This is a genomic window from Winogradskya consettensis, assembly GCF_018332715.1.
Taxonomy (GTDB): Bacteria; Actinomycetota; Actinomycetes; order Mycobacteriales; family Micromonosporaceae; genus Actinoplanes; species Actinoplanes consettensis.
Map to the genome: position 1 here is coordinate 110,102 of NZ_BOQP01000036.1, position 18,770 is coordinate 128,871.

Sequence of the window (18,770 nt, forward strand, 5' to 3'; positions counted from 1 at the left end):
AGGCAGCGGTTGCGCCCGACGCGGGTTTTTTGGTGTATCCGATAGGTTTAACCCTTTAGGAAAACGCGACGCGAATCATATTTCGCCGCACTCGTGAATTCTATTTCCCGGCCCGCGCTCCACGTAGGACGCCGTCTATCCGGTCCAGCAGACGACTCTGCCGAGAGCTGAATTTACGTGCGAAAAGCTTTCCCGGCCGTAACTTTTCCAGATCGGTGTCGTCGAGCCACTGCGGATGCCCGTCGCCCGGGGCCCGCCATTCGAGGAACCAGGCTCCGGACTCGTTGGGCTCCAGCCGGTCGGCGCCCAGCAGCGCGGGACTGGCGAGCACCGAGGCCGCAAAGGACTCCTCCGGGACCAGCGTGGTGCGCCAGAACTTCATCAGGTCAGGCCTCGTCGCGGCGATCTCCAGCAGCGCTGACACGTGGTGCCGTGCGTAGATCTTCCATTGCGAGGCGGCGCGCAGCGACAGCTCCGCCGGAACAGTCCGCCGGAACGGCAGTGGCACGGGATGCCCTCGTACGTAGACCGCCTGGTCCCGCACCACGAGATAGCGTCTGCGGAAACGCCACATGCCACCGTCGTGCTGGCGCCGGGTGTTCCACTTCGCGGTGGGGACGGGGACGTTCTCCATCCAGGTCCGCCCCTGCCAGGCCGTCAGCTCACGATGGATCCGGTCGATCGACATCAGGGGATAGTCGGCGCCGGAGAGCACCGCGATGTGCGACGCGCCCGTCCATTCGAGGGCGGTCGCGAGGCACCGCAGCTCCGCGTTCACGAGCGACCAACTGGCCAGGCTGGTCCTGGTCCGGCCGACGACCCTGACGTTGCCGCCGAGCCCCGAGGTCATCTCGGCATAGACGGACTCCGGCGTCTTCCGATCGCAGTGCAGCACGACAGGAATTCCGGACAGCGCGCCGATCAGCCGCCTGAGATGCGGGGCGTCGGCGTGCGCGAGGATCACAACCGCGAGAGGTGTCATTTCCATCGCCTCAGATCAGCTGACGCCGGGTGGACACGACGAGGTTGATGAAGACGACGACGCAGATCGCAGCCCCCACCGCGCGCAGCAGCAGCACGACGGGGTTGTAGGGCAGCAGGGTCACCGCGATCGACGCCAGGCAAGCCAGGGCGAGCGCGATCCGCAGACTCGGCGGTGAACTGGGTATCGACCCCGTTCGCCGTACGGATCTCTGGAGAACCAGGCAGCAGGCGGCATAGGCGGCGAGGGTGGAGAAGGCGGAGCCCTCCAGGCCGAAGTGCGGAATGAGCAGCAGGTTCAGGACGACGTTCGCACCGGCGGCGACGGCCACGGCGAGCGCGATCGTGCCCGTACGGCCGGCGGTCGTCAGATGCAGGCTGGCGACCACTTGCGCCGCGAAGGGCACGGCCGTGATGATGACCAGCGAGGCCACCAGCGACAGCTTGCCCGGCTCGTAGTTCGGCGGCGCCCACAGCCTGATCACCAGGGGTGCGCCGACGGCGAGTCCCAGCACCGCGGGCACCAGCAGGCGGTACAGGGTGTTGCGGGTCTGGGCGACCAGCGCGGCGCGGTCCTCGGCATCCGGCACCGAGAAGAACCGCGGCAGCCAGGCCGCCTGCAGGACGGACAGCAGCAGGATCGGCACCGACGCGATGTTGTACGCGACCTGGTAACGAGCCACGGCATCGTTGTCCATCAAGCTCTGGATGATGAGCCGGTCCGCCGTGGTCAGCACGAAGGAGCTGAGCGCCGCGGGCACCAGGGGCAACGAATACCGCAGTGCACTGCGAGCCATCGTACGGTCCCCGGGGCCGAACGACCGCGGACGCACCATGAGCAGCGCCAGCACCGTCGCTGCCAGCTGCGCGAGGACCCGCCCGACGAGGAAGTGCGAGGACGTGGGTTCGAGCACCGCCACGAACCCGAGACTCGCGGCCTCCGCCACCACGGACTGGACAAGACTGACCGCCGCGAACGCTCCCAGGCGGTCCTGGCTTCGCAGCAGGGCCAGCGCCGCGCTGGTCGCCACGCTCAGGCCGGCCCAGACGATCGCCAGTCGCGGCGGGGTCAGGCTCCCTTCGAACCCGAGTGCCCCGCTCCACCAGGAGGAGGAAAGCAGGGCGGCCACGGTGAAAGCACACGCCAGCATCAGCGTGACGGACAGCAGCTTCCGCGCGTCCAGATCACCACCGGGCCGCGCGAACTGACGCTGGATCGCCGTCTGCAGCCCGAATCCACCGAGGACCATCGTCACCTGCATCAGCGCCATCGCCGAGGCGACGACACCGAACTCGCCGATACCCATCACCCGCGTGATCACGGGGGTGAGGCCGGCGGCGGCGAGCAGCTGCACCCCCCACAGCACCATGTAGAGGGAATCCCGGCCGAACAGTTTGGACAGGTGGGTGGGCGTCTCGACGGCGGTGTCCGTACGGTCAAGCATCGGGATCCCTTTATTTCGCGATCGGTGAGCCCAGGACGAGCTGGAGTTGTTCGAAGTAGCGCAGGGAGACCGATTCCCACGACGGAGCGGACACGGCAGGTGTGCGGGGCTCCCCCGCCGACGTTTCGAGAAGCCGGACAATCGCGTCGCTGATGTCCTGATCGGTCTCGCGCACGAAAAGGTTCCCGGAGCCGGGCAGCTCCCGGGACGCCGTGGCCGACGCGACTACCGGCATTCCGCTGGAGAGCGCTTCGACGACCGAGTTCCGCATGCCCAGCCCGAACCGGTCCGGAAAGACAGCGACCCCCGACATGTCGAAGATGTCGGCCGTCGCGGCCACGTCGCCACGGATCTCGAAATTCTCCGCGGCGAGTTCGGCGACCTCGGGGCCCGGGCGGCGGCCGGCTATGACGAAGCGGCAGTCCGGCACGGCACTCCAGACGAGGGGCGCGATCTGCCTCCGCAGCCGCACCACGCTGTCGATGTTGGGGAGATAGTCCAGGCTGCCGACAAAACAGACCGTCTTCGTACGGCGGCCGGACGCCGGGTTCGACGCCTGCCTGCTGACCCCGTTCGGGATGGCTGCCACCGGGCGGCCGATGTCCCGGCTCCAGACCCGGGCATCGCGATGACCCACGGTCAGCAGCGCGGCGCTGCGCGGAATTCTGCGCTCCACCGCCCTGAACTGCCGGGCGCGCGCCCGCAGGTAGTGCGCCCGCAATCCGGTCGCCAGAGCGGCCTCCATGCCCATTCGCATGGACCACGGATCGACCGCCTGAATCACGAGCGGCGACGCGACGTCACGCCAGAACGGTAACGCGCCGGGACCGTGGATGAGCGTGACGTCGGCCCACTCGCTCATCGATCTGATGGTTCGCCTGTTCCGCCGGCTGTAACGCTGAAATGCCCCGGCCGAGGAGCTCGTGAGCGGCCCACCGTAAACGGCCGATCGCCCGGAGCGCTTGGGCAGCAGGGTGATCGCGCTGCAGGCCGCTTCGATCTCGCGGGGCACCGGCACCTCGCCCTCGAAGGTAACCAGTTTCACCTCCGCCATCGCCCGGAGTTCCTGCAGGACATGAAACGGAATGAGAGAGCTGCCGTCACCATGCACCGGATGCGCATTGGGAACGTCCTCAGAAACGGTAAGTAACTTCATGTTTTCCTGGGTTGGTCAGTCGCATCAATAAGCCCGCGCCGCAGCAGCCGCATAAGTCAGACCGCGCCGGAGCACAAGATACCCACAGGGCACACAGCACTGCCACTCACAACAGGAATTCACATTTCAGGCTCGCATTTCATGCCCCCGGGCTACCCGATTCGGGCGGGGGCGGGAGGCCACTCATGTGAACTATTTCGCCCACCCGGCCGGTAAGAAATCCGTAGCCTTTGATCCCGGCGGTTCAACGTCGCTTCTGGAACTCGCGATCGAGGACGTAGCGGGCGACACCGGTGCCGATGATGGTGCCCTGAACGTCGGCCGTGCGGTAGTGGACGCCGCCCCAGATGCGGGCTTCGACGACCTCGGCGAGGGCGGCTGAGAAGCCGGGGAACGAGCGCGTGGTGCCCGAGTCGGCGCTGTAGGCGCTGAACGGGATGCTGTCGCGGCCGAAGAAGCGGCGCAGGGCGTACATGATGGCGCTGGTCGAGCAGGTGTGGCCGGAGGTGTAGTCCGGGAACGGCGGGGTGATCAGCAGCGGGGTCCAGGACGGGTCGGCGGTGGTGGCCGGGTTGCCGTCGGTGCCGGCCAGCGGGATCGCGGTTATCGGGCGCCAGAAGTTCCAGAACTTCTTCTCGTTGAAGCAGGCGGTCAGGGAATCGGCGTTGGCGATGTCGGCCATGGCGAACATGCGGGCCGTCTGCAGCGGACTCAGGTGCTGGGTCCGGGCGAGCTGACGCTTGATCTCCCATTCGGTCAGGCGGCGGTCGTGCCACCAGATCGCCGCCTCCGTCTGGTCCTGGGTGCGCACGGTGCTGGTTGCCGAGCCGAGTGCTTCCACCTCGTTGAGGTCGCGGGCGTAGGCGGCACTCGTCAGGGGCGGCGGTCCGGGCGTACGGAATGCGGAGCCGCTCCTGATGACGAACGGCCGCAGGTCGCCCACCCAGGCGCCGTCCTGAGCGAAACCGGGCGGGGTGGGGCGCCATTGGCCCGGCGCGGTGCCGATGGTGTAGCTGGTGTCGGCGAACGCGCCGTCGCCCGCCCGTGCGGCGATCATCGCTGCCGCGGCCCGCTCCCCCACCGAGATCCCGTCGGTCTTGCCACGGCCGTTCCCGATGCCCGCCAGGTAGGCGTCGTATTGCGCGCGCAGGGCGACAGCCTGCTCCGGGAACATCGAATCGAGCATTGTGTACGCGGCGGCGGCCACAGCGGCGTCCAGCGAAGCGCCGGGGCGTGATCGCGGAGCGACCAGATAGGGCTCGTAGGGAGTGCCGGAGACGGCGTTGACGGCGTCGTAGACCGCGCCCTGCACCATCGCGAACGCCCGGCCGGTGACATAGGGCGGCTGGCGGGCCACCTCGTAGATCGCGGTCTGGGCGTTGACGTTCCAGGTGATGACGGCGTTGCTGCCACCCGTGTTGCTGCCACCCGTGTTGCTGCTACCCGTGCCGGCCTGTGCGCGGACCGGGCTCAGCAGGACGGCGAACAGGGTGAGAACGGCCACTGCGGCAACGGTTCGCGATCGCGACATGAGAGCCCCCGGATCCGAGTCGCGGCCCAGCCTGCCCGGGTCCGCGCAGCTCGGCAAGGCATTCACATGGGGGTATGTCACCCGGGTCGGGACTCATCCGTTCATGCGACTTTGAGTGAATGACGGAGAAGATCGTTGTATGCACCATTTAAGGGGGTGGGGTGACTTTGCGTACTGGCGTGATCCGTGAGTTCCGGGCAGCATGACTGCGTGTCTCAGCCGTCCCCACTCCAAGCCACCCGCCAGCGGGCCCGGGCGCTCGCCGATTCCGGTGATGCCGCGCAGGCTCGTGCCCTGCTCGAGAACGCCGTCGAGCTCGGCCGGATGAACCTCGGTGAGGACGATCCCGAGGTGTTGTCGACGGCACATCAACTCGCGGTGGTGCTGCACCGGGCGGGGGACGCGCCCGCGGCACGGCGGGTGCTCGAAGAGGCGTACGCCGCGGGGCAGTGGCGGCTCGGGGAGACCGACGCGTTGATGCTGGAGATCTCCTACGAACTGGGCGTCGTCGCCGAGGAGATGGAGAACAGGCATGAGGCCCGGCGGGCGTTCGGGCGGGTGGCTGCACACGGCCCGGCCGTCCTGGGCCCGGACCATTGGGCGGTCACCCGGGCACGTGCCTATCTGGGTGAGGACCCTGCCACCGTACGCATAGAGCTGCCCGACAATCACGCTCAGTCCCCGTTGTTCCCGTCGGCAAACCCGGCTCCCACGCCCCAGCCGGTCACGCACTTCCCGCCGCCCGTCTCCACGTCGCTTCCCGTCTCTGCGCCGCCGACCTCCGTTCCGCCTTACGGGTACGCGGTGGATGCGTACGGTTACTCAGTGCAGTCTGCTCCGGGCGTACCCGTGCAGAGGTCCGTGTCGGCAGTTCCCGTCTCCGGGCAGATCGTCTCGGGCGTGCCGGCCGCGGCCCCCGCTGAGCCGCGCGGGTCGTCGATGCGGGTGCCCGCCCTGTTCGCGGGCATCGCCGCCGTGCTCGGGGTGATCATCGCCGTGATCGCGCTGGTGATCGGGCTCGCCGGCAAGGGTGACAAGAGTGAGAAATCGAACGTGCCAACTCTGAGCGGCCCGGCGCCTACGGATGTGCGCATGCGTGATTACGGATCGTCGGTAAAGCTGTTCTGGACCGACCCCGCGAACGGCCGCACCTCGTTCATGATCACGGGCGGGCGGGCCGGCGAGCAGCTGCGGGTGATGAGTCAGGTCGGACCCTCGACGGTGACGTTCGATCTCAACGGTCTGAACCCTGACCTGGACTATTGCTTCGCGATCGTGGCGGTCTACAGCACCACGCAGTTCTCGACCTCACCCCAGATCTGCACGGGGCGGGACAGGTCGGGCGCGAGTCCAGCTCCGTCGAAGTCATGATCACGCTCGGCGATCACTTCTATCCACAACCGTGACTCACCGGGTGTCCGCAGCACACCTGATCGCCCTATGATGGCCAGCGTTCCTCAGGGAGCGTGATCGGCTGAACGGGGAGGTAGGGCAGCGGGTGAGCAGCGCAGACGTCGTGACGGAGCAGCCCAGGCGCCGGTGGCGGAGCCGCGGTGGGCTCGTCACCATCGGCACCGTGGTGGCGCTCGTCACCGGGCTCGGTCTCACCGTGCTCGGGCTCGGGTCGGCCGATCAGGCCGTGGCGAGCTTCGACGCCGCCTCGTGGGCGTGGAGCAAACCCAAGGGGGAGATCGCCCGGATCAACGGCGTGACCGCCCGGGTGGATACGCGTGTCGACGTTCCGCGGGCCCGCAGTCACCAGATGGAGGTCGCGCAGAACGACCGGTTCGTCATTCTGCGTGACGTGCAGACCGGCGTCGTCAGCACGATGGACCTCACGTCGCTGCAGGAGGCCGCCACCAAGTGGGAGACCTCCGCGGGCATCGGTGTGCACGTCGCGCTCAACGACGACGCCGCCTTCGTCATCGACTCGGTGCAGGGCCAGATCCGTCAGCTCGACCCGCGCACGCTGACCCCGGTCGGTGAGCCGCTCAGCTACCCGCCGGGCATCGCCGGTGGGGTCTTCGACGGCAAGGGGCGGTTGTGGATCGCCGTGCCCACCGAGGGCACCGTCTCCGCGATCACGCCCGCCGCACTGCCCGACGATTCAGCGGCCGGTGGCGGTGGCTCCGCGACGGCAGCAGGTCCTGCCCAGGTGCGCACCGAGGCGGTTGCCGAGGCGAGCCATGACCTGACGATCTCCACCCTCGAGGACGGCGTTGCCGTGCTCGACCGCACGACCAACGTGCTCACCACGATCGGGCCCAAGACCAAGACGACCGTCACCCTGCCGCTCGACGGGCCGGGGACGCTGCCCGAGCACACCGAGGGTGCGATCGTGCCGGTGACGGTGCCCGACTCGCGGCGCGTCTACGGCGTCAGCGGGGATACGACGATCGCCAACTTCGAGGTGCCCGGCGACGGCGAGATCACCGACCTGCAGCCCGCGGTGGCCTACAAGGGCTACTTCTACGTCGCCGACGAGGCCAGCGGCTCGGTGCACGTCTTCGACCAGGGCGGCGCGGAGCAGAAGGCGATCGGGTTCCAGAAGCCGGGCGGCCCGCTCGAGCTCGAGGTGCGGGAGAACTACCTGTTCATCAACGCGCCCGGCTCCGAGACGGCCCGGGTCGTCGACGACTCGCACAAGGTGCGCACGGTCGACAAGTACGCCGACGACGTGCTCGGTGGCGACCCGCCGGAGACCCCGCCGGCGCCGCCGCCCGCCCCGCCCAAGCCGAAGAAGCCGACCACGAGCAAGCCTGGCGCGCCCAAGAACGTGCGGGCCGCCGCCGGCAACGCGGAGGTCCGGGTCACGTGGCAGGCCGCGGCCGACAACGGCGCCGCAATCAGCCGTTACGTGGTCGAGGGTGCCGACAAGACGTTCCAGGTGGGAGCCGACCAGCGGTCGCTGGACGTCACCGGGCTCACCAACGGCGAGACGTACAAGTTCGCGGTGCACGCCGTGAACAAGAAGGGCGACGGGCCGGAGCGCACCAGCAACGCGGTCAAGCCGACCTCCGAGGTGCCCGATGCGCCCACGGTGCCCAGCGCCGAGGCGAAACCGGACGGCACGGTCGTGGTGAGCTGGCCCGCGGCGAACGGCCAGGGCCTGGAGATCAAGCGCTACACGGTGACCGCGATCAGCGAGGGCGGCAGCGCCCCGATCGGCGACGTCACGGATGGCACGAGCCTGACGATCAAGGACGGCCAGCTCGAGTACGGCAAGCAGTACGCGTTCACCGTCGTCGCGGTCAACGAGCGGGGCGCCGGGTCGAAGGCGTCGCCGGTCAGCCCCAGCGTGGTGCCGTTCACCAAGCCTGGCCGCCCCGAGACCGTGGACGCCGCGACCGTCGGCGATCAGCCCGGCACCATCCAGGTCACCTGGTCGGCGCCGGCGGAGAACGGGCGGCCGCTGACGAAATACCTGGTCACCGCGGGCGGTAAGACGACCGAGGTCACCGAGACCAACGTGACGCTCAACGGCTTCGGCGAGGGCGAGAACGTCGCCGTCGAGGTCAAGGCGGTCAACGAGGCCGGCGAGGGCGAGGCCGGCACGGCGACTGCCAAGACGATCACGAAGCCGGTCGTCACCGTGACCGGGTCGTCGGCGACCTACAACACCGCGACGGTCTCCTTCACGGTTGACGCCGGCGGCGGCACGGCGACCTGCTCGATGTCCGCGTCGGGCGGCGGCGGGAGCGCGTCGGGCAGCTGCAGCAGCCTGAAGATCAGCAAACTGGACCCGAGCACGTCGTACACATTCACGGTGTCGGCGAAGAACGCCGCCGGGACGGTCACCAAGACCAAGGTCCAGAAGACGGCGGCGCTCTACGGCACCGCGACCTGCAACAACGGCGACAGCGGCGACCAGAAGACATACTGCGACAAGGACGTCGACGGGCGTAACGGCGACGAGATCTTCAGCGTCGCCTCGCAGGACGACGACAAGCAGGTGGGCTGGGCGAAACCCGGCACGCGGCTCGAGGCGTACTGCAAGAAGAAGGGGTCCTCGATCGACTCCTACGTCTACAACGACAACAAGGTCTCGTCCTGGTGGATCCAGGTCAACTACAAAGGCAAGAACTACATCCCGTTCGCGTGGCTCAACCTCGACGGTGGCGACGATGTGAACGACCTGCCCACCTGCTGAGGACAATCGTGAGCACCCAGAACCAGCCGACCGAACCGATTCCGCCCCAGCACGTCCAGGGCTTCGCCACCATCGCGGCGCAGCTCGCCGATCGGATCGGCACGGTCGTGCTGGGCAAGCCCGAGGTCGTCCGGCTGGCCCTGACCGCGTTCTTCGCGCAGGGCCACGTGCTGCTCGAGGACGTGCCCGGCGTCGGCAAGACCACGCTGGCCCGGGCGATCGCGTCCGCGGTGCGCGGGCAGTGGCGGCGCATCCAGTTCACGCCCGACCTGCTGCCGTCCGACGTCTCCGGCGTCACCATCTTCAACCAGGCGAGCCGCGGCTTCGAGTTCCACCCCGGCCCGGTCTTCGCCAACATCGTCATCGCCGACGAGATCAACCGGGCCTCCCCCAAGACCCAGTCGGCGCTGCTCGAGGTCATGGAGGAACGCCGGGTCACCGTCGACGGCGTGCCCCACCCGGTGCCGCAGCCGTTCCTCGTCGTCGCGACGCAGAACCCGGTCGAGATGGACGGCACCTACCGGCTCCCCGAGGCCCAGCTCGACCGGTTCCTCGTCAAGCTCTCGGTCGGCTACCCCTCCGAGGAGGTCGAGGTCGAGGTCCTGCGTGGCGCGGCGACCCGCTCCCCCGACACCCTCGAACCGGTCACCGACACCAACACCGTCGGCGAGATGGTCCGCATCGCGCTACGTGTGCACATCGCCGACGCGCTCTACACCTACGCCGTCCGCCTCGCCGCCGCCACCCGCGACCACCCGCAGGTCCGGGTCGGGGTCAGCCCCCGCGGCGTGATCGCCCTGACCCGCGCGGCGTCGGCCTACGCGCTGATCAACGGGCGCGGCTACGTGCTGCCCGAGGACTTCAAGGCCCTGATCGCCCCGGTCTTCGCCCACCGCATCCTGCTCTCACCGGACGCCCAACTGCGCGGCACCACCGCCACCGAGGTCCTCGACGACGCGGTCCGCTCGGTCCCGGTCCCCCTCCCCGACAATTCCCAGGCGGCCACCCGGACCGCCCCGTGACCCGGCCGTCTTCCTCGGACTCCCGGGGAGCCGGCGTAACCCGGCCGTCTTCCTCGGGCGCGCGGGAAGCGGGCGTAACCCGGGCGTCTTCCTCGGGCGCGCGGGGAGCGGGCGTGACCCGGGCGCCTTCCCCGGGCGCGCGGGGAGCAGGCATGACACGACCCTCTTCCCCGGCGCACAGGGAGCGGGCGTGACGCGGCCGCCTTCCCCGAGCTCTCGGGGAACGGGCACGACACGGCCGCCTTCCCCGGCTCACGGGGAGCAGGCGTGACGGGGCCGTCGTCCTCGGGCACACAGGGAGCGGGCGTGACGCGGCCGTCTTCCTCGGGTGCGCGGGGAGCGGGTGTGATGCGGCTTCGGGGGGTTACCGCTCGGGGGGTCGGGGTGGTGGTTGCGGCTGTGGGGTTGCTGGGGGTCGGGTTCCGGTTCGGGTATCCGGATCTGGCGTTGCTCGGGGCGGCGGCTGCGATCGCGGTGGGGTGCGGGGTGGTGTTCGCGGTGTGGCGGCCACGGCTCGGGGTGGAACGGGTGGCGGAGCCGGATCGGGTCGGGCGGGGTGAGCCGGCGGCGATGACGCTGACCGTGCGGAACACCAGCAAGGTGCGGGCGGCGAATCTGGTGGCGACCGACCGGGTGGGGTCGGCGGCTGTGCCCGTGCCGTTGCTGCGGTTGCGGCCGGGGCGGGACACCACCGTGGGTTATCCGGTGCCGACCAGCAGGCGCGGCGTGGTTCAGGTGGGGCCGCTGCGGGTCACGCGGACGGATCCGCTGGGGTTGCTCACGTTGTCGCGTACCTATGGTGGGACTGCTGAGGTTTGGGTGCATCCGCGGATCCATCAGCTGCGGGCGGTGCCGGCGGGGATGTCGCGGAGCCTGGACGGGCGGGTCGACAAGGTGCCGCAGGGGACGATCACGTTCGACTCGCTGCGTGAATACGTTGTCGGGGACGAGTTGAAGCGGGTGCACTGGCGTAGTTCGGCGAAGGTCGGCGAGCTCATGGTGCGCGAACAGCTCGACACCAGCGAGCCCACCATCATCGTGCTGCTCGACGATCGGGCCGGGGCGCATCCGGGGCGCGAGCCCGAGTCGTTCGAGGCCGCGTGTGAGGCCGCCGCGTCGATCATCGCCGCCGCCGTGCGGGAGGACCTGCCCATCGCGCTGCACCTGGTCTCCGGGCACGCGAAGGGACCGTTCCTTGACGTCCTCACCCAGGCTGAGCTGCGGGAGGGCGATCTCACCACGACCGTACGCAGTCTGCGGCAGAACCGGGTCGGGGACACGCTCGTCTACCTGACCGGGCCTGGCGGGCGCGGCGATCTCAGCGCGGTGAGCGGGTTGAAGGGGGCGTACCCGGTCGTGATCGCGGGGCTGTTCGGCGATCCGGACGCTGCCCCGGTGTCGGCCGGCGGCGCGATGATCGTGATCGAGGCGGAGGACGGGGAGCAGTTCGCCGGGGCGTGGGACGGGGTGCGCGGGTGGTGAGGGTTCTGCGCGCTGCGGTCGTACCCGTCGTGCTGGTGCTGTTGATCTCGCTTGCCGGGGTGGTGCTCGGGCGGATCTATGCGGACGAGCTGCTCGTGCGCGTGGTTGCCGGGGCGGCGTTGGGCTCTGTCGGGGTCGGGGTGGCCGCGCGGCGCTTGCCGTCGTGGGCGATCGCTCCGCTGTCGGTGGTGGCGCTGGCGGCGTACACCACCTGGGCTTTGAAGCTGGCTGCCGACCGCGCGGGCCTCACCGATCCGCTTCTCCAGATCGTCACCGATGCGCTGCGTAACGGGATTCCGCGGCTGCTGACCGCCATGATCCCTGTGGAGTCCACACCGGACACCGTGGTGGTGCCGGTGGTTGCGGCGTGGCTTGCCGGGCTGCTCGGGGGTGAGGTCGCGCTGCGGTCGCGGCGGGTGCTGCTGGGGGTCGTGCCTGCGGCTGTGCTGTACGGCGGGGCGCTGTATGTGGTCGGGCCCAACGCGGGCAGCGCCGGATGGCCGACGCTCGCGTTTGCGGGGCTTGTCGTGCTCGCGCTGGCGGTCACTGCGCGTTCCGGGCTTTCGGAAAGCGGGCTTTCCGGGGGCGGAACTGGGCTTTCCGGGGGCGGTTCTGCTTCGGAGAGCGTGCCGCGGGCGGCGAGGGTGCGGACGGTTGCGGGGGCGGCGCTCGGGCTGGTGGTGGTCGTCGGGCTGGTTGCGGCGGTCGGGCCGTGGGTTGGTACGCGTGTGTCGGCTACCCCGGTGGATCCGCGACGGTACGTGCAGCCGCCGCAGGTCGACAGTCTCGACGAGAGTCCGCTGAACCGGATCTCGGGGTGGGCACTCGCTCCGCAGCAGAAACTGCTCGACGTGGGGGCGAGTGGGAACGGGAAGGGCACGACGCGGTTGCGGCTGGCGGTGCTGCCCGACTACGACGGGATCACCTGGCGGGTCGGGGCCACCTATCGCAACGCGGGGCGGGTGCTGCCCACTCCGGCGGCGCTGACGGATGCGCCGTCCACCCACGTCACGCAGCAGATCACGGTGCGAGAGTTGACCGGGCGGCTGCTTCCGGTGGTGCCGACGCCGACGGGTGTGGACGGTACGAGGATCGCGTACGACGCGACGACCGGCACCGTGATCCGGCCGGAGTCGTTGACGCCGGGGCTCGCGTACACCGTCACCTCCGACGTGCCGGATCCCGACCTGAACCTGCTGCCCACCGCCGACGTGCCGAGCGGCGACGCGGTGGCGCGCTTCCTCAAGGTGGGCACGGGGGTGCCGGAGCAGATCTCGCGGCTGTCCGAGCAGCTCGCGGATGGCAACGGCGCCGCCTACGACCGGGCCGCCGCGATCGAGACGTTCCTGGCCGAGCACTACAAGCAGGTCGCGGACGCGCCGAGCGGGCATGCGTACCCCAATCTGGAGTATTTCCTGTTCGGGCCGCGTGACCAGGGCGGCCAGGCCGGGACGTCGGAGCAGTTCGCGGCATCGTTCGCGCTGCTGGCGCGGCTCACCGGGCTGCCGTCGCGGGTAGTGGTCGGCTTCAACGCGCCGCGCAAGGGCGGCACGGTCACCGGCGGCGACGCGATCGCCTGGCCGGAGGTGCTCTTCGACGACCTCGGCTGGGTGGCGTTCGACCCGATGCCCAAGAGCGACGAGTCGCCCCGGCCGGTCGAGGAGGACTTCACGTCGAAGCCCTCCGAGCCGCCGCCCACGTCCGAGGCGCCACCGGTGAAGGACACGCCGAGCGCGTCGGCGGCGGCTGTTCTGGCGGAGCCTCCCGCGGCAGGCCGGGGTGGCGCTTCCGCTGTTGCGGTTGCTTCGGGGGTGTCCGGATCGGTGCTGGTGCTGGTGGTGGCCGCTGGGCTTGCTGTGGTGCTCATGCGGCGGGGGCTGCGACGGCGGCGGTTGACCGGTGGCGCTCCGGATCAGCGAATCAATGGGGCTTGGCTGGAATTCACGGATGCGCTGCGGCTGGCCGGGCGACCGGTGCCCCGGCATCTCGCCGCGGCCGAGGTCGCCGAATTCGCCGCGGGCCAGCAAGCAGCGGCTCCGGATCCGGCGGGAGCGGCAGGAGCGGCAGGGCCAGCAGGGTCGGCGGGAAATGCTGGGGACTTTGGGAACGCTGGGGACGCCGGGACGCTGGGGTGGGTGCGGGCTGCCGCGCCGCCGCCGCTGGGGGGTGGGCTGCCCGCGCTCGATGAGCTCGTGGGTGCGGTGAACACCGTGGCGTTCGCGCCGGGGGCCGCGGATGACGGGCAGGCTTCGCGGGCGGGTGACCAGGCTGTCGCGTACGCGGAAGGGCTGCGGTCCCAGCGGTCCTGGTGGCGGCGGGCCTGGTGGAGCGTTCATCCGGGGCCGTTGCGCTGGGATCGCCGCCGATAGGGATGTAAACCACTCGTGTCAGGTATTACATTTCGCCCGGATCGGAAATGCTGCGTCCTACAGGCGGTTGCATAGAGACATGACGACTGTTGGTTTCATCGGAAGTGGCCTGATCGGTAGCAGGGTGGCGAAGCTCGCGGTCGCGGCGGGCTACGACGTGGTGGTGAGCAATTCGCGCGGGCCCGAGACGCTTGCGGAGCTGACCGCTGAGCTGGGCCCGAAGGCGCGCGCGGCGACCGCCGTGGAGGCTGCCGAGGCCGGGGACATCGTGGTGGTGAGCGTGCCGTTCAAGGCGTACCCGGAGCTGCCCGTCAAGGAGCTCGCCGGCAAGGTCGTGCTCGACACCAACAACTACTACGCGCAGCGTGACGGGGACTTCCCCGCGATCGACAGCGGCGAGACCACCAGCGCCGAGCTGGAGCAGAAGTACCTCGCCGGGTCGCACCTGGTGAAGGTGTTCAACAACATCAACTTCAAGCACCTGGCCGCGCTGCCCCGTCCGGCGGGCGCCGCGGACCGCTCCGCGCTGACGATCGCCGGTGACGACGCCGCGGCAAAGCGGACCACGACGGAGTTCCTCGACGCGATCGGCTACGACACGTACGACGTCGGCCCGCTGTCCGAGAGCTGGCGCTTCGAGCCCAACACGCCCGCGTACGGCATCCCCTACGGCGGTTACGCGGACTCCGACAGCACCCCGGCCGGCGTCGACGCCATCAAGACCGCCGTGGACGCGGCCAAGCGCTGATTGCCGGTGGTAGACACGCGCTGATGCCAGTGGCGTTCGGGCGCGGATCGCTGAATGTTGCGCCGGACACCGGTATGCGACAACTTTCTGCGATGTTCTTCGTCAAATCCGGCCAATCGTGTCTGACAGCAGAACATGTGTTTCCCGCTCAGACGTGATCGGCCCACGTTTGACACCTGACGACGCAGAAGGTTGCGGCATAGCCGGCTTCGGCGCAACTTCGTGCCCATGGCCAGCTCCTGCCACCTTCGCCGCCCGCTGTAAGCCCATCAAAGCCAGGGAGCTTCACCGATGAGCCTGCTTTTTGAACCGCTGGAGCTGCGTGGGGTGCGGCTGCCCAACCGGATCGCGATGGCGCCGATGTGCCAGTACAGCGCCGCGGAGGACGGGTTGCCGCACGACTGGCATCTGGTTCATCTCGGTGCCCGGGCGGCCGGCGGAGCGGGCCTGGTCATCACCGAGGCGACGGCCGTGCTGCCGCAGGGGCGGATCAGCCCGCAGGACGTCGGGCTGTGGTCGGGGGCGCACGTTGACGCCTGGCGGCCGATCACCTCGTTCATCAAGGCGCGCGGGGCGGTCCCGGCGGTGCAGCTCGCGCATGCCGGGTTCAAGGCTTCGACCTACCGGCCGTGGGCGGCCGAGCGGGGCGGGGTGCCGGATGCGCTCGGCGGGTGGCCGGTCGTCGGTCCCGGCAACGAGCCGTTCACACCGGGATACCGTACGCCGCAAGCACTGACGACCGCCGGGATCGCTGAGGTGGTCGACGCGTTCGGTTCGGCTGCACGCCGTGCGCTCGACGCCGGGTTCGCCGCGGTGGAGCTGCACGCCGCGCACGGCTATCTGCTGCACGAGTTCCTGTCGCCGCTGACGAACAAACGCACCGATGGGTACGGCGGGGACTACTCCGGGCGTACCCGGCTGCTGTTCGAAGTGGTCCGTGCTGTCCGCGAGGCGATCGGCGACGAGGTGCCGTTGCTGACCCGCATCTCCGCGACCGACTGGCTCGACGGCGGCTGGACGGCCGGCGACAGCGTCACGCTGGCCAAGGATCTCGCGGCGGCGGGCGTGGACCTGGTCGACTGCTCGACCGGCGGCATCTCCCCGGCGGCCGAGATTCCGCTCGGTCCCGGCTACCAGGTGCGGTTCGCCGCGAAGGTGCGCCGCGAGGCCGGCATCCCCACCGGCGCGGTCGGGCTGATCACCGCCTCGAAGCAGGCCGAGGAGATCATCACCGCCGGCCAGGCCGACCTGGTCCTGCTCGGCCGGGAACTGCTCCGCGACCCGAACTGGCCGCTGCGTGCCGCTGCCGAGCTGGGTGCCACACCCCGGCGGCCGGATCAGTACGCCCGGTCCGCCTGAGCGATTCTCAACCGCACTCGGCGAGGTTCCGCTCCAGGTCGACGAGTTCGAGATCGACTGTGTACAGCAGGAAGTCGGCCGTCACGGGGAAGACGGCCGTCCAGTCGTGGGTTCGGAGCCGGGTCGCCGCAGCGCACATCACGCGCCGGCCCCACTCCGAACCCGCCCCGGCATCGTGGTCGTCGGCGTCGAGCAGGGTGAGCTCCTGGCGTACCAATCGGATCGGTCCGGTGTTGCCGAGATCGATGTCGGCGACGTAGTTGTAGTCCGGCGGCGACCACTCGTACTCGGCGTCGACGTCGGTCGCGATGTAGATCTCGCAGTCCAGGTCATTGGCGAGGTGGTAGCTCAGCGCTATGCGGCTCACCGGGCCGTCGAACTTCAGCGCCGCCACGGCCTCGGGGACGAGCGCGACGAGCGCGTCCTCGACGGCCCGGCACTCCGCCTCGAGGTCGAACCCGGCAGGCGGGCGCTCGTAACGCAGCTCGCGTCCCGCGACGATCCGGACGAGACCGTGGTCATCGTGCTCGGCCACGAGGCGGGGTGTCAGGTCGTGAAGGACGCGGGTGATGAGCCCGTCGGTGTACTCGTACGACTCGCGATCTGAGCCTCGCCGCGCCGTCAGCTCGGCTGAGCGCATCAGCCCGTCCACGTAGCGATATTCGTGCAGGTAGATCCGCTGCCCGTCCGCGTCGAAGTGCGCAGCCTCAACCACGTCGCCGGCGTACCGCATGAACGTCTCGTAATTGAGGCGCCCACGGAGAAACCCGCTGTATTTCTCGGTCACCGCGACACGGCCCTCGGTGTCGAACCCGATGCGCAGGACGTCGCGGTTCAGCGGCGGGCGGGCGTCCAGGCGGCGTCCCGGTTTGAGGAGGTCGCGTTCGAAGTGCAACGGCCGGGGGTCGAGACCGGGCCAGGTGTACCACTCCCAACGCGCGACAGTCGCCGTGGCAGCCGTCTTGCGAGCCTCATAGTTCATGACTGGGCCTCGATCATGGCGACGAGGGTGTCGACGAGCTCCTCCGTGGTGATGCCGCCCCATTTCTCGTCGGCGAGCTGGCTGCTGACCTGCATGCCGGCGATCCCGTTCGCGCTGCTGATGAGCAGGGCCGTGTAACGCCGGGCGGCCTGCTCGCCGACGAGGCCGGCGACGATGGCCAGGAACTCGCTCTGGCTGCGTTGCGCGGCGCGGGCCAGCGCGGCCGGGTCGCCGGGCGGGTGGCTGAACATGACTTTGTAGAGGTGTGGCTGCGTGCGGCCGATCGCGATGAGGGCATTGAGACCGCCGCGCAGTTTCTCGCCGGAGGACAGGCCGGGGTCGGCGCGCAGGGCGTGCGTCCGGTCGCCGAGCTGCTCCCAGGCCTGCGTCCCGATCGCGATCAGCAGGCTCTCCTTGTCGGCGAAGTGGCGGTAAGGCGCACCGCGGCTGACCCCGGCACGCGCACCCACCTCGCGCAGTGTCACCGCGTCGAGGCCGCCCTCGTCGAGCAGCTCGGCGGCCGCGTCCAGCAGGGCGCGGCGGGTGGCGGCTGCGGACTCGGCACGGCTGGTCATGGCGTGAATCGTACCGGCCTGCGATGACAACGTCACCCGAGCCAGTTGACAGCGTCATCTCAATGCCGCACACTCAGTCAGGTGACAACGTCAACTGAAAGCCAAGAACTCGTGGTCGTTACCGGGGCGTCAACCGGGATGGGCGCGGCCACCGCCCTGGAGCTGGCCCGCCGCGGCTTCCACGTCCTTGCCGGGGTCCGCCGCGACAGCGACGGGACGGCCCTGCGCGCCGCGGGCATCGAGCCGGTGATCCTCGACATCACCGACCCGGACCACATCGCCGCGCTCGTGGCCCGCATCGCCGGCGATCCGCAGCGCCGCCCGTTGCGGGCGGTGGTGAACAACGCCGGTATCCCCGGCGCCGGCCCGATCGAGGTCACGCCGCTCGACCAATGGCGGCGCATCTTCGAGGTGAACCTCTTCGGGCACGTCGCGCTCATCCAGGCGCTGCTTCCCGCGCTGGTCCGCAGCAAGGGCCGCATCGTCAACATCAGCTCGCTCAACGGCAAGCTCTCCATGGCCGGCTACGGCCCGTACGCCAGCAGCAAATACGCGCTGGAAGCGATGAGCGACGCCCTGCGCAACGAGGTCGCCCCCTACGGCGTGCAGGTGGTCGTGGTCGAACCGGGCGGCGTCAAGACCGAGATGGCCGGCACCGGACTCGCCGGCCTGGATCGGCTCAGCGCCGGCATGACCCCGGAGCAGAACGCGCGCTACGGGGATCTGGTGCAGGCGCTGCCCTCCCACGTCGCCGCGTTCACCAAGGCCGGGGTGACCTCCGAGGTCGCGGCCAGGACGATTGCCGGGGCCGTCACGGACCGCAGACCCCGGACCCGCTACGTCATCGGCGCTACAGCCGGTTTCCTCATCCGTGCCTCCCGGATCCTGCCGGACCGGGTGCTCGACCGCATGACGACCTCCGACCTGCGTAAGCACTACCCCCGCACAACCGCGCCGCGCCACTGAAAAG

Annotated in this window: 14 protein-coding genes; 8 read left to right on the plus strand and 6 right to left on the minus strand. The window is 69.7% G+C overall.

Annotated features, from left to right (window positions below; genetic code table 11):
- Window positions 1-100 precede the first annotated feature (100 nt).
- The 4 genes from Aco04nite_RS31805 to Aco04nite_RS31820 all read right to left on the minus strand — a co-directional run bounded on the left by Aco04nite_RS31805 (window position 101) and on the right by Aco04nite_RS31820 (window position 5,086).
- A complete protein-coding gene (locus Aco04nite_RS31805) occupies window positions 101-982 on the minus strand; it encodes a beta-1,6-N-acetylglucosaminyltransferase (protein ID WP_213000927.1) in 882 nt (293 codons plus the stop codon).
- 10 nt (window positions 983-992) lie between these two features.
- Window positions 993-2,426 carry a lipopolysaccharide biosynthesis protein gene (locus Aco04nite_RS31810; RefSeq protein ID WP_213000928.1) on the minus strand — a complete coding sequence of 478 codons (1,434 nt, stop codon included), beginning with the start codon at window positions 2,424-2,426 and terminating at the stop codon, window positions 993-995.
- Between the two features lie 10 nt (window positions 2,427-2,436).
- A complete protein-coding gene (locus Aco04nite_RS31815) occupies window positions 2,437-3,471 on the minus strand; it encodes a glycosyltransferase family 4 protein (RefSeq protein WP_213000929.1) in 1,035 nt (344 codons plus the stop codon).
- Between the two features lie 355 nt (window positions 3,472-3,826).
- Entirely contained in the window at window positions 3,827-5,086 is a 1,260-nt protein-coding gene (locus tag Aco04nite_RS31820; protein ID WP_244876436.1) for a vanadium-dependent haloperoxidase, read from the minus strand.
- Window positions 5,087-5,323: 237 nt separating this feature from the next.
- On the opposite strand from Aco04nite_RS31820, the gene Aco04nite_RS31825 reads away from it, so the two are divergent.
- The 7 genes from Aco04nite_RS31825 (at window position 5,324) to Aco04nite_RS31855 (ending at window position 16,243) form a co-directional block, all read left to right on the plus strand.
- A complete protein-coding gene (locus tag Aco04nite_RS31825; protein ID WP_213000931.1) occupies window positions 5,324-6,484 on the plus strand; it encodes a fibronectin type III domain-containing protein in 1,161 nt (386 codons plus the stop codon).
- 127 nt (window positions 6,485-6,611) lie between these two features.
- Entirely contained in the window at window positions 6,612-9,263 is a 2,652-nt protein-coding gene (locus Aco04nite_RS31830) for a fibronectin type III domain-containing protein (RefSeq protein ID WP_213000932.1), read from the plus strand.
- Window positions 9,264-9,271: 8 nt separating this feature from the next.
- Window positions 9,272-10,285 (plus strand): AAA family ATPase, encoded by a 1,014-nt coding sequence (locus tag Aco04nite_RS31835; RefSeq protein ID WP_438874960.1) that lies wholly within the window; start codon window positions 9,272-9,274, stop codon window positions 10,283-10,285.
- A 348-nt stretch (window positions 10,286-10,633) separates the two neighbouring features.
- A complete protein-coding gene (locus Aco04nite_RS31840; RefSeq protein ID WP_213000933.1) occupies window positions 10,634-11,767 on the plus strand; it encodes a DUF58 domain-containing protein in 1,134 nt (377 codons plus the stop codon).
- Window positions 11,761-14,136, plus strand: coding sequence for a transglutaminase TgpA family protein (locus Aco04nite_RS31845; RefSeq protein WP_244876437.1), 2,376 nt, complete (start codon window positions 11,761-11,763; stop codon window positions 14,134-14,136). Before Aco04nite_RS31840 ends, Aco04nite_RS31845 begins: the two co-directional genes overlap by 7 nt.
- Window positions 14,137-14,215: 79 nt before the next feature.
- Entirely contained in the window at window positions 14,216-14,884 is a 669-nt protein-coding gene (locus Aco04nite_RS31850; RefSeq protein ID WP_213000934.1) for an NADPH-dependent F420 reductase, read from the plus strand.
- A 291-nt stretch (window positions 14,885-15,175) separates the two neighbouring features.
- On the plus strand, window positions 15,176-16,243 hold the full coding sequence (locus Aco04nite_RS31855) for an NADH:flavin oxidoreductase/NADH oxidase (RefSeq protein ID WP_213000935.1): 1,068 nt from the start codon (window positions 15,176-15,178) through the stop codon (window positions 16,241-16,243).
- A 7-nt stretch (window positions 16,244-16,250) separates the two neighbouring features.
- Here the strand turns inward: Aco04nite_RS31855 and Aco04nite_RS31860 are convergent, their stop codons facing one another.
- Both Aco04nite_RS31860 and Aco04nite_RS31865 read right to left on the minus strand, forming a co-directional pair.
- On the minus strand, window positions 16,251-17,225 hold the full coding sequence (locus Aco04nite_RS31860; RefSeq protein WP_213000936.1) for a hypothetical protein: 975 nt from the start codon (window positions 17,223-17,225) through the stop codon (window positions 16,251-16,253).
- Entirely contained in the window at window positions 17,222-17,800 is a 579-nt protein-coding gene (locus tag Aco04nite_RS31865; RefSeq protein WP_213000937.1) for a TetR/AcrR family transcriptional regulator, read from the minus strand. The genes Aco04nite_RS31860 and Aco04nite_RS31865 overlap by 4 nt, the downstream gene beginning before the upstream one ends.
- An 81-nt stretch (window positions 17,801-17,881) precedes the next feature.
- Here Aco04nite_RS31865 and Aco04nite_RS31870 point away from each other — a divergent pair, with 81 nt between their 5' ends.
- Window positions 17,882-18,766 carry an SDR family oxidoreductase gene (locus Aco04nite_RS31870; RefSeq protein WP_213000938.1) on the plus strand — a complete coding sequence of 295 codons (885 nt, stop codon included), beginning with the start codon at window positions 17,882-17,884 and terminating at the stop codon, window positions 18,764-18,766.
- The last annotated feature ends 4 nt before the right edge of the window (window positions 18,767-18,770 follow it).

Coding starts and splice junctions, on each gene's coding strand:
- Aco04nite_RS31805 (WP_213000927.1), bottom strand. CDS start 982: ATGACACCTCTCGCGGTTGTGATCCTCGCGCACGCCGACGCCCCGCAT.
- Aco04nite_RS31810 (WP_213000928.1), bottom strand. CDS start 2,426: ATGCTTGACCGTACGGACACCGCCGTCGAGACGCCCACCCACCTGTCC.
- Aco04nite_RS31840 (WP_213000933.1), top strand. CDS start 10,634: ATGCGGCTTCGGGGGGTTACCGCTCGGGGGGTCGGGGTGGTGGTTGCG.
- Aco04nite_RS31850 (WP_213000934.1), top strand. CDS start 14,216: ATGACGACTGTTGGTTTCATCGGAAGTGGCCTGATCGGTAGCAGGGTG.
- Aco04nite_RS31855 (WP_213000935.1), top strand. CDS start 15,176: ATGAGCCTGCTTTTTGAACCGCTGGAGCTGCGTGGGGTGCGGCTGCCC.
- Aco04nite_RS31860 (WP_213000936.1), bottom strand. CDS start 17,225: ATGAACTATGAGGCTCGCAAGACGGCTGCCACGGCGACTGTCGCGCGT.
- Aco04nite_RS31865 (WP_213000937.1), bottom strand. CDS start 17,800: ATGACCAGCCGTGCCGAGTCCGCAGCCGCCACCCGCCGCGCCCTGCTG.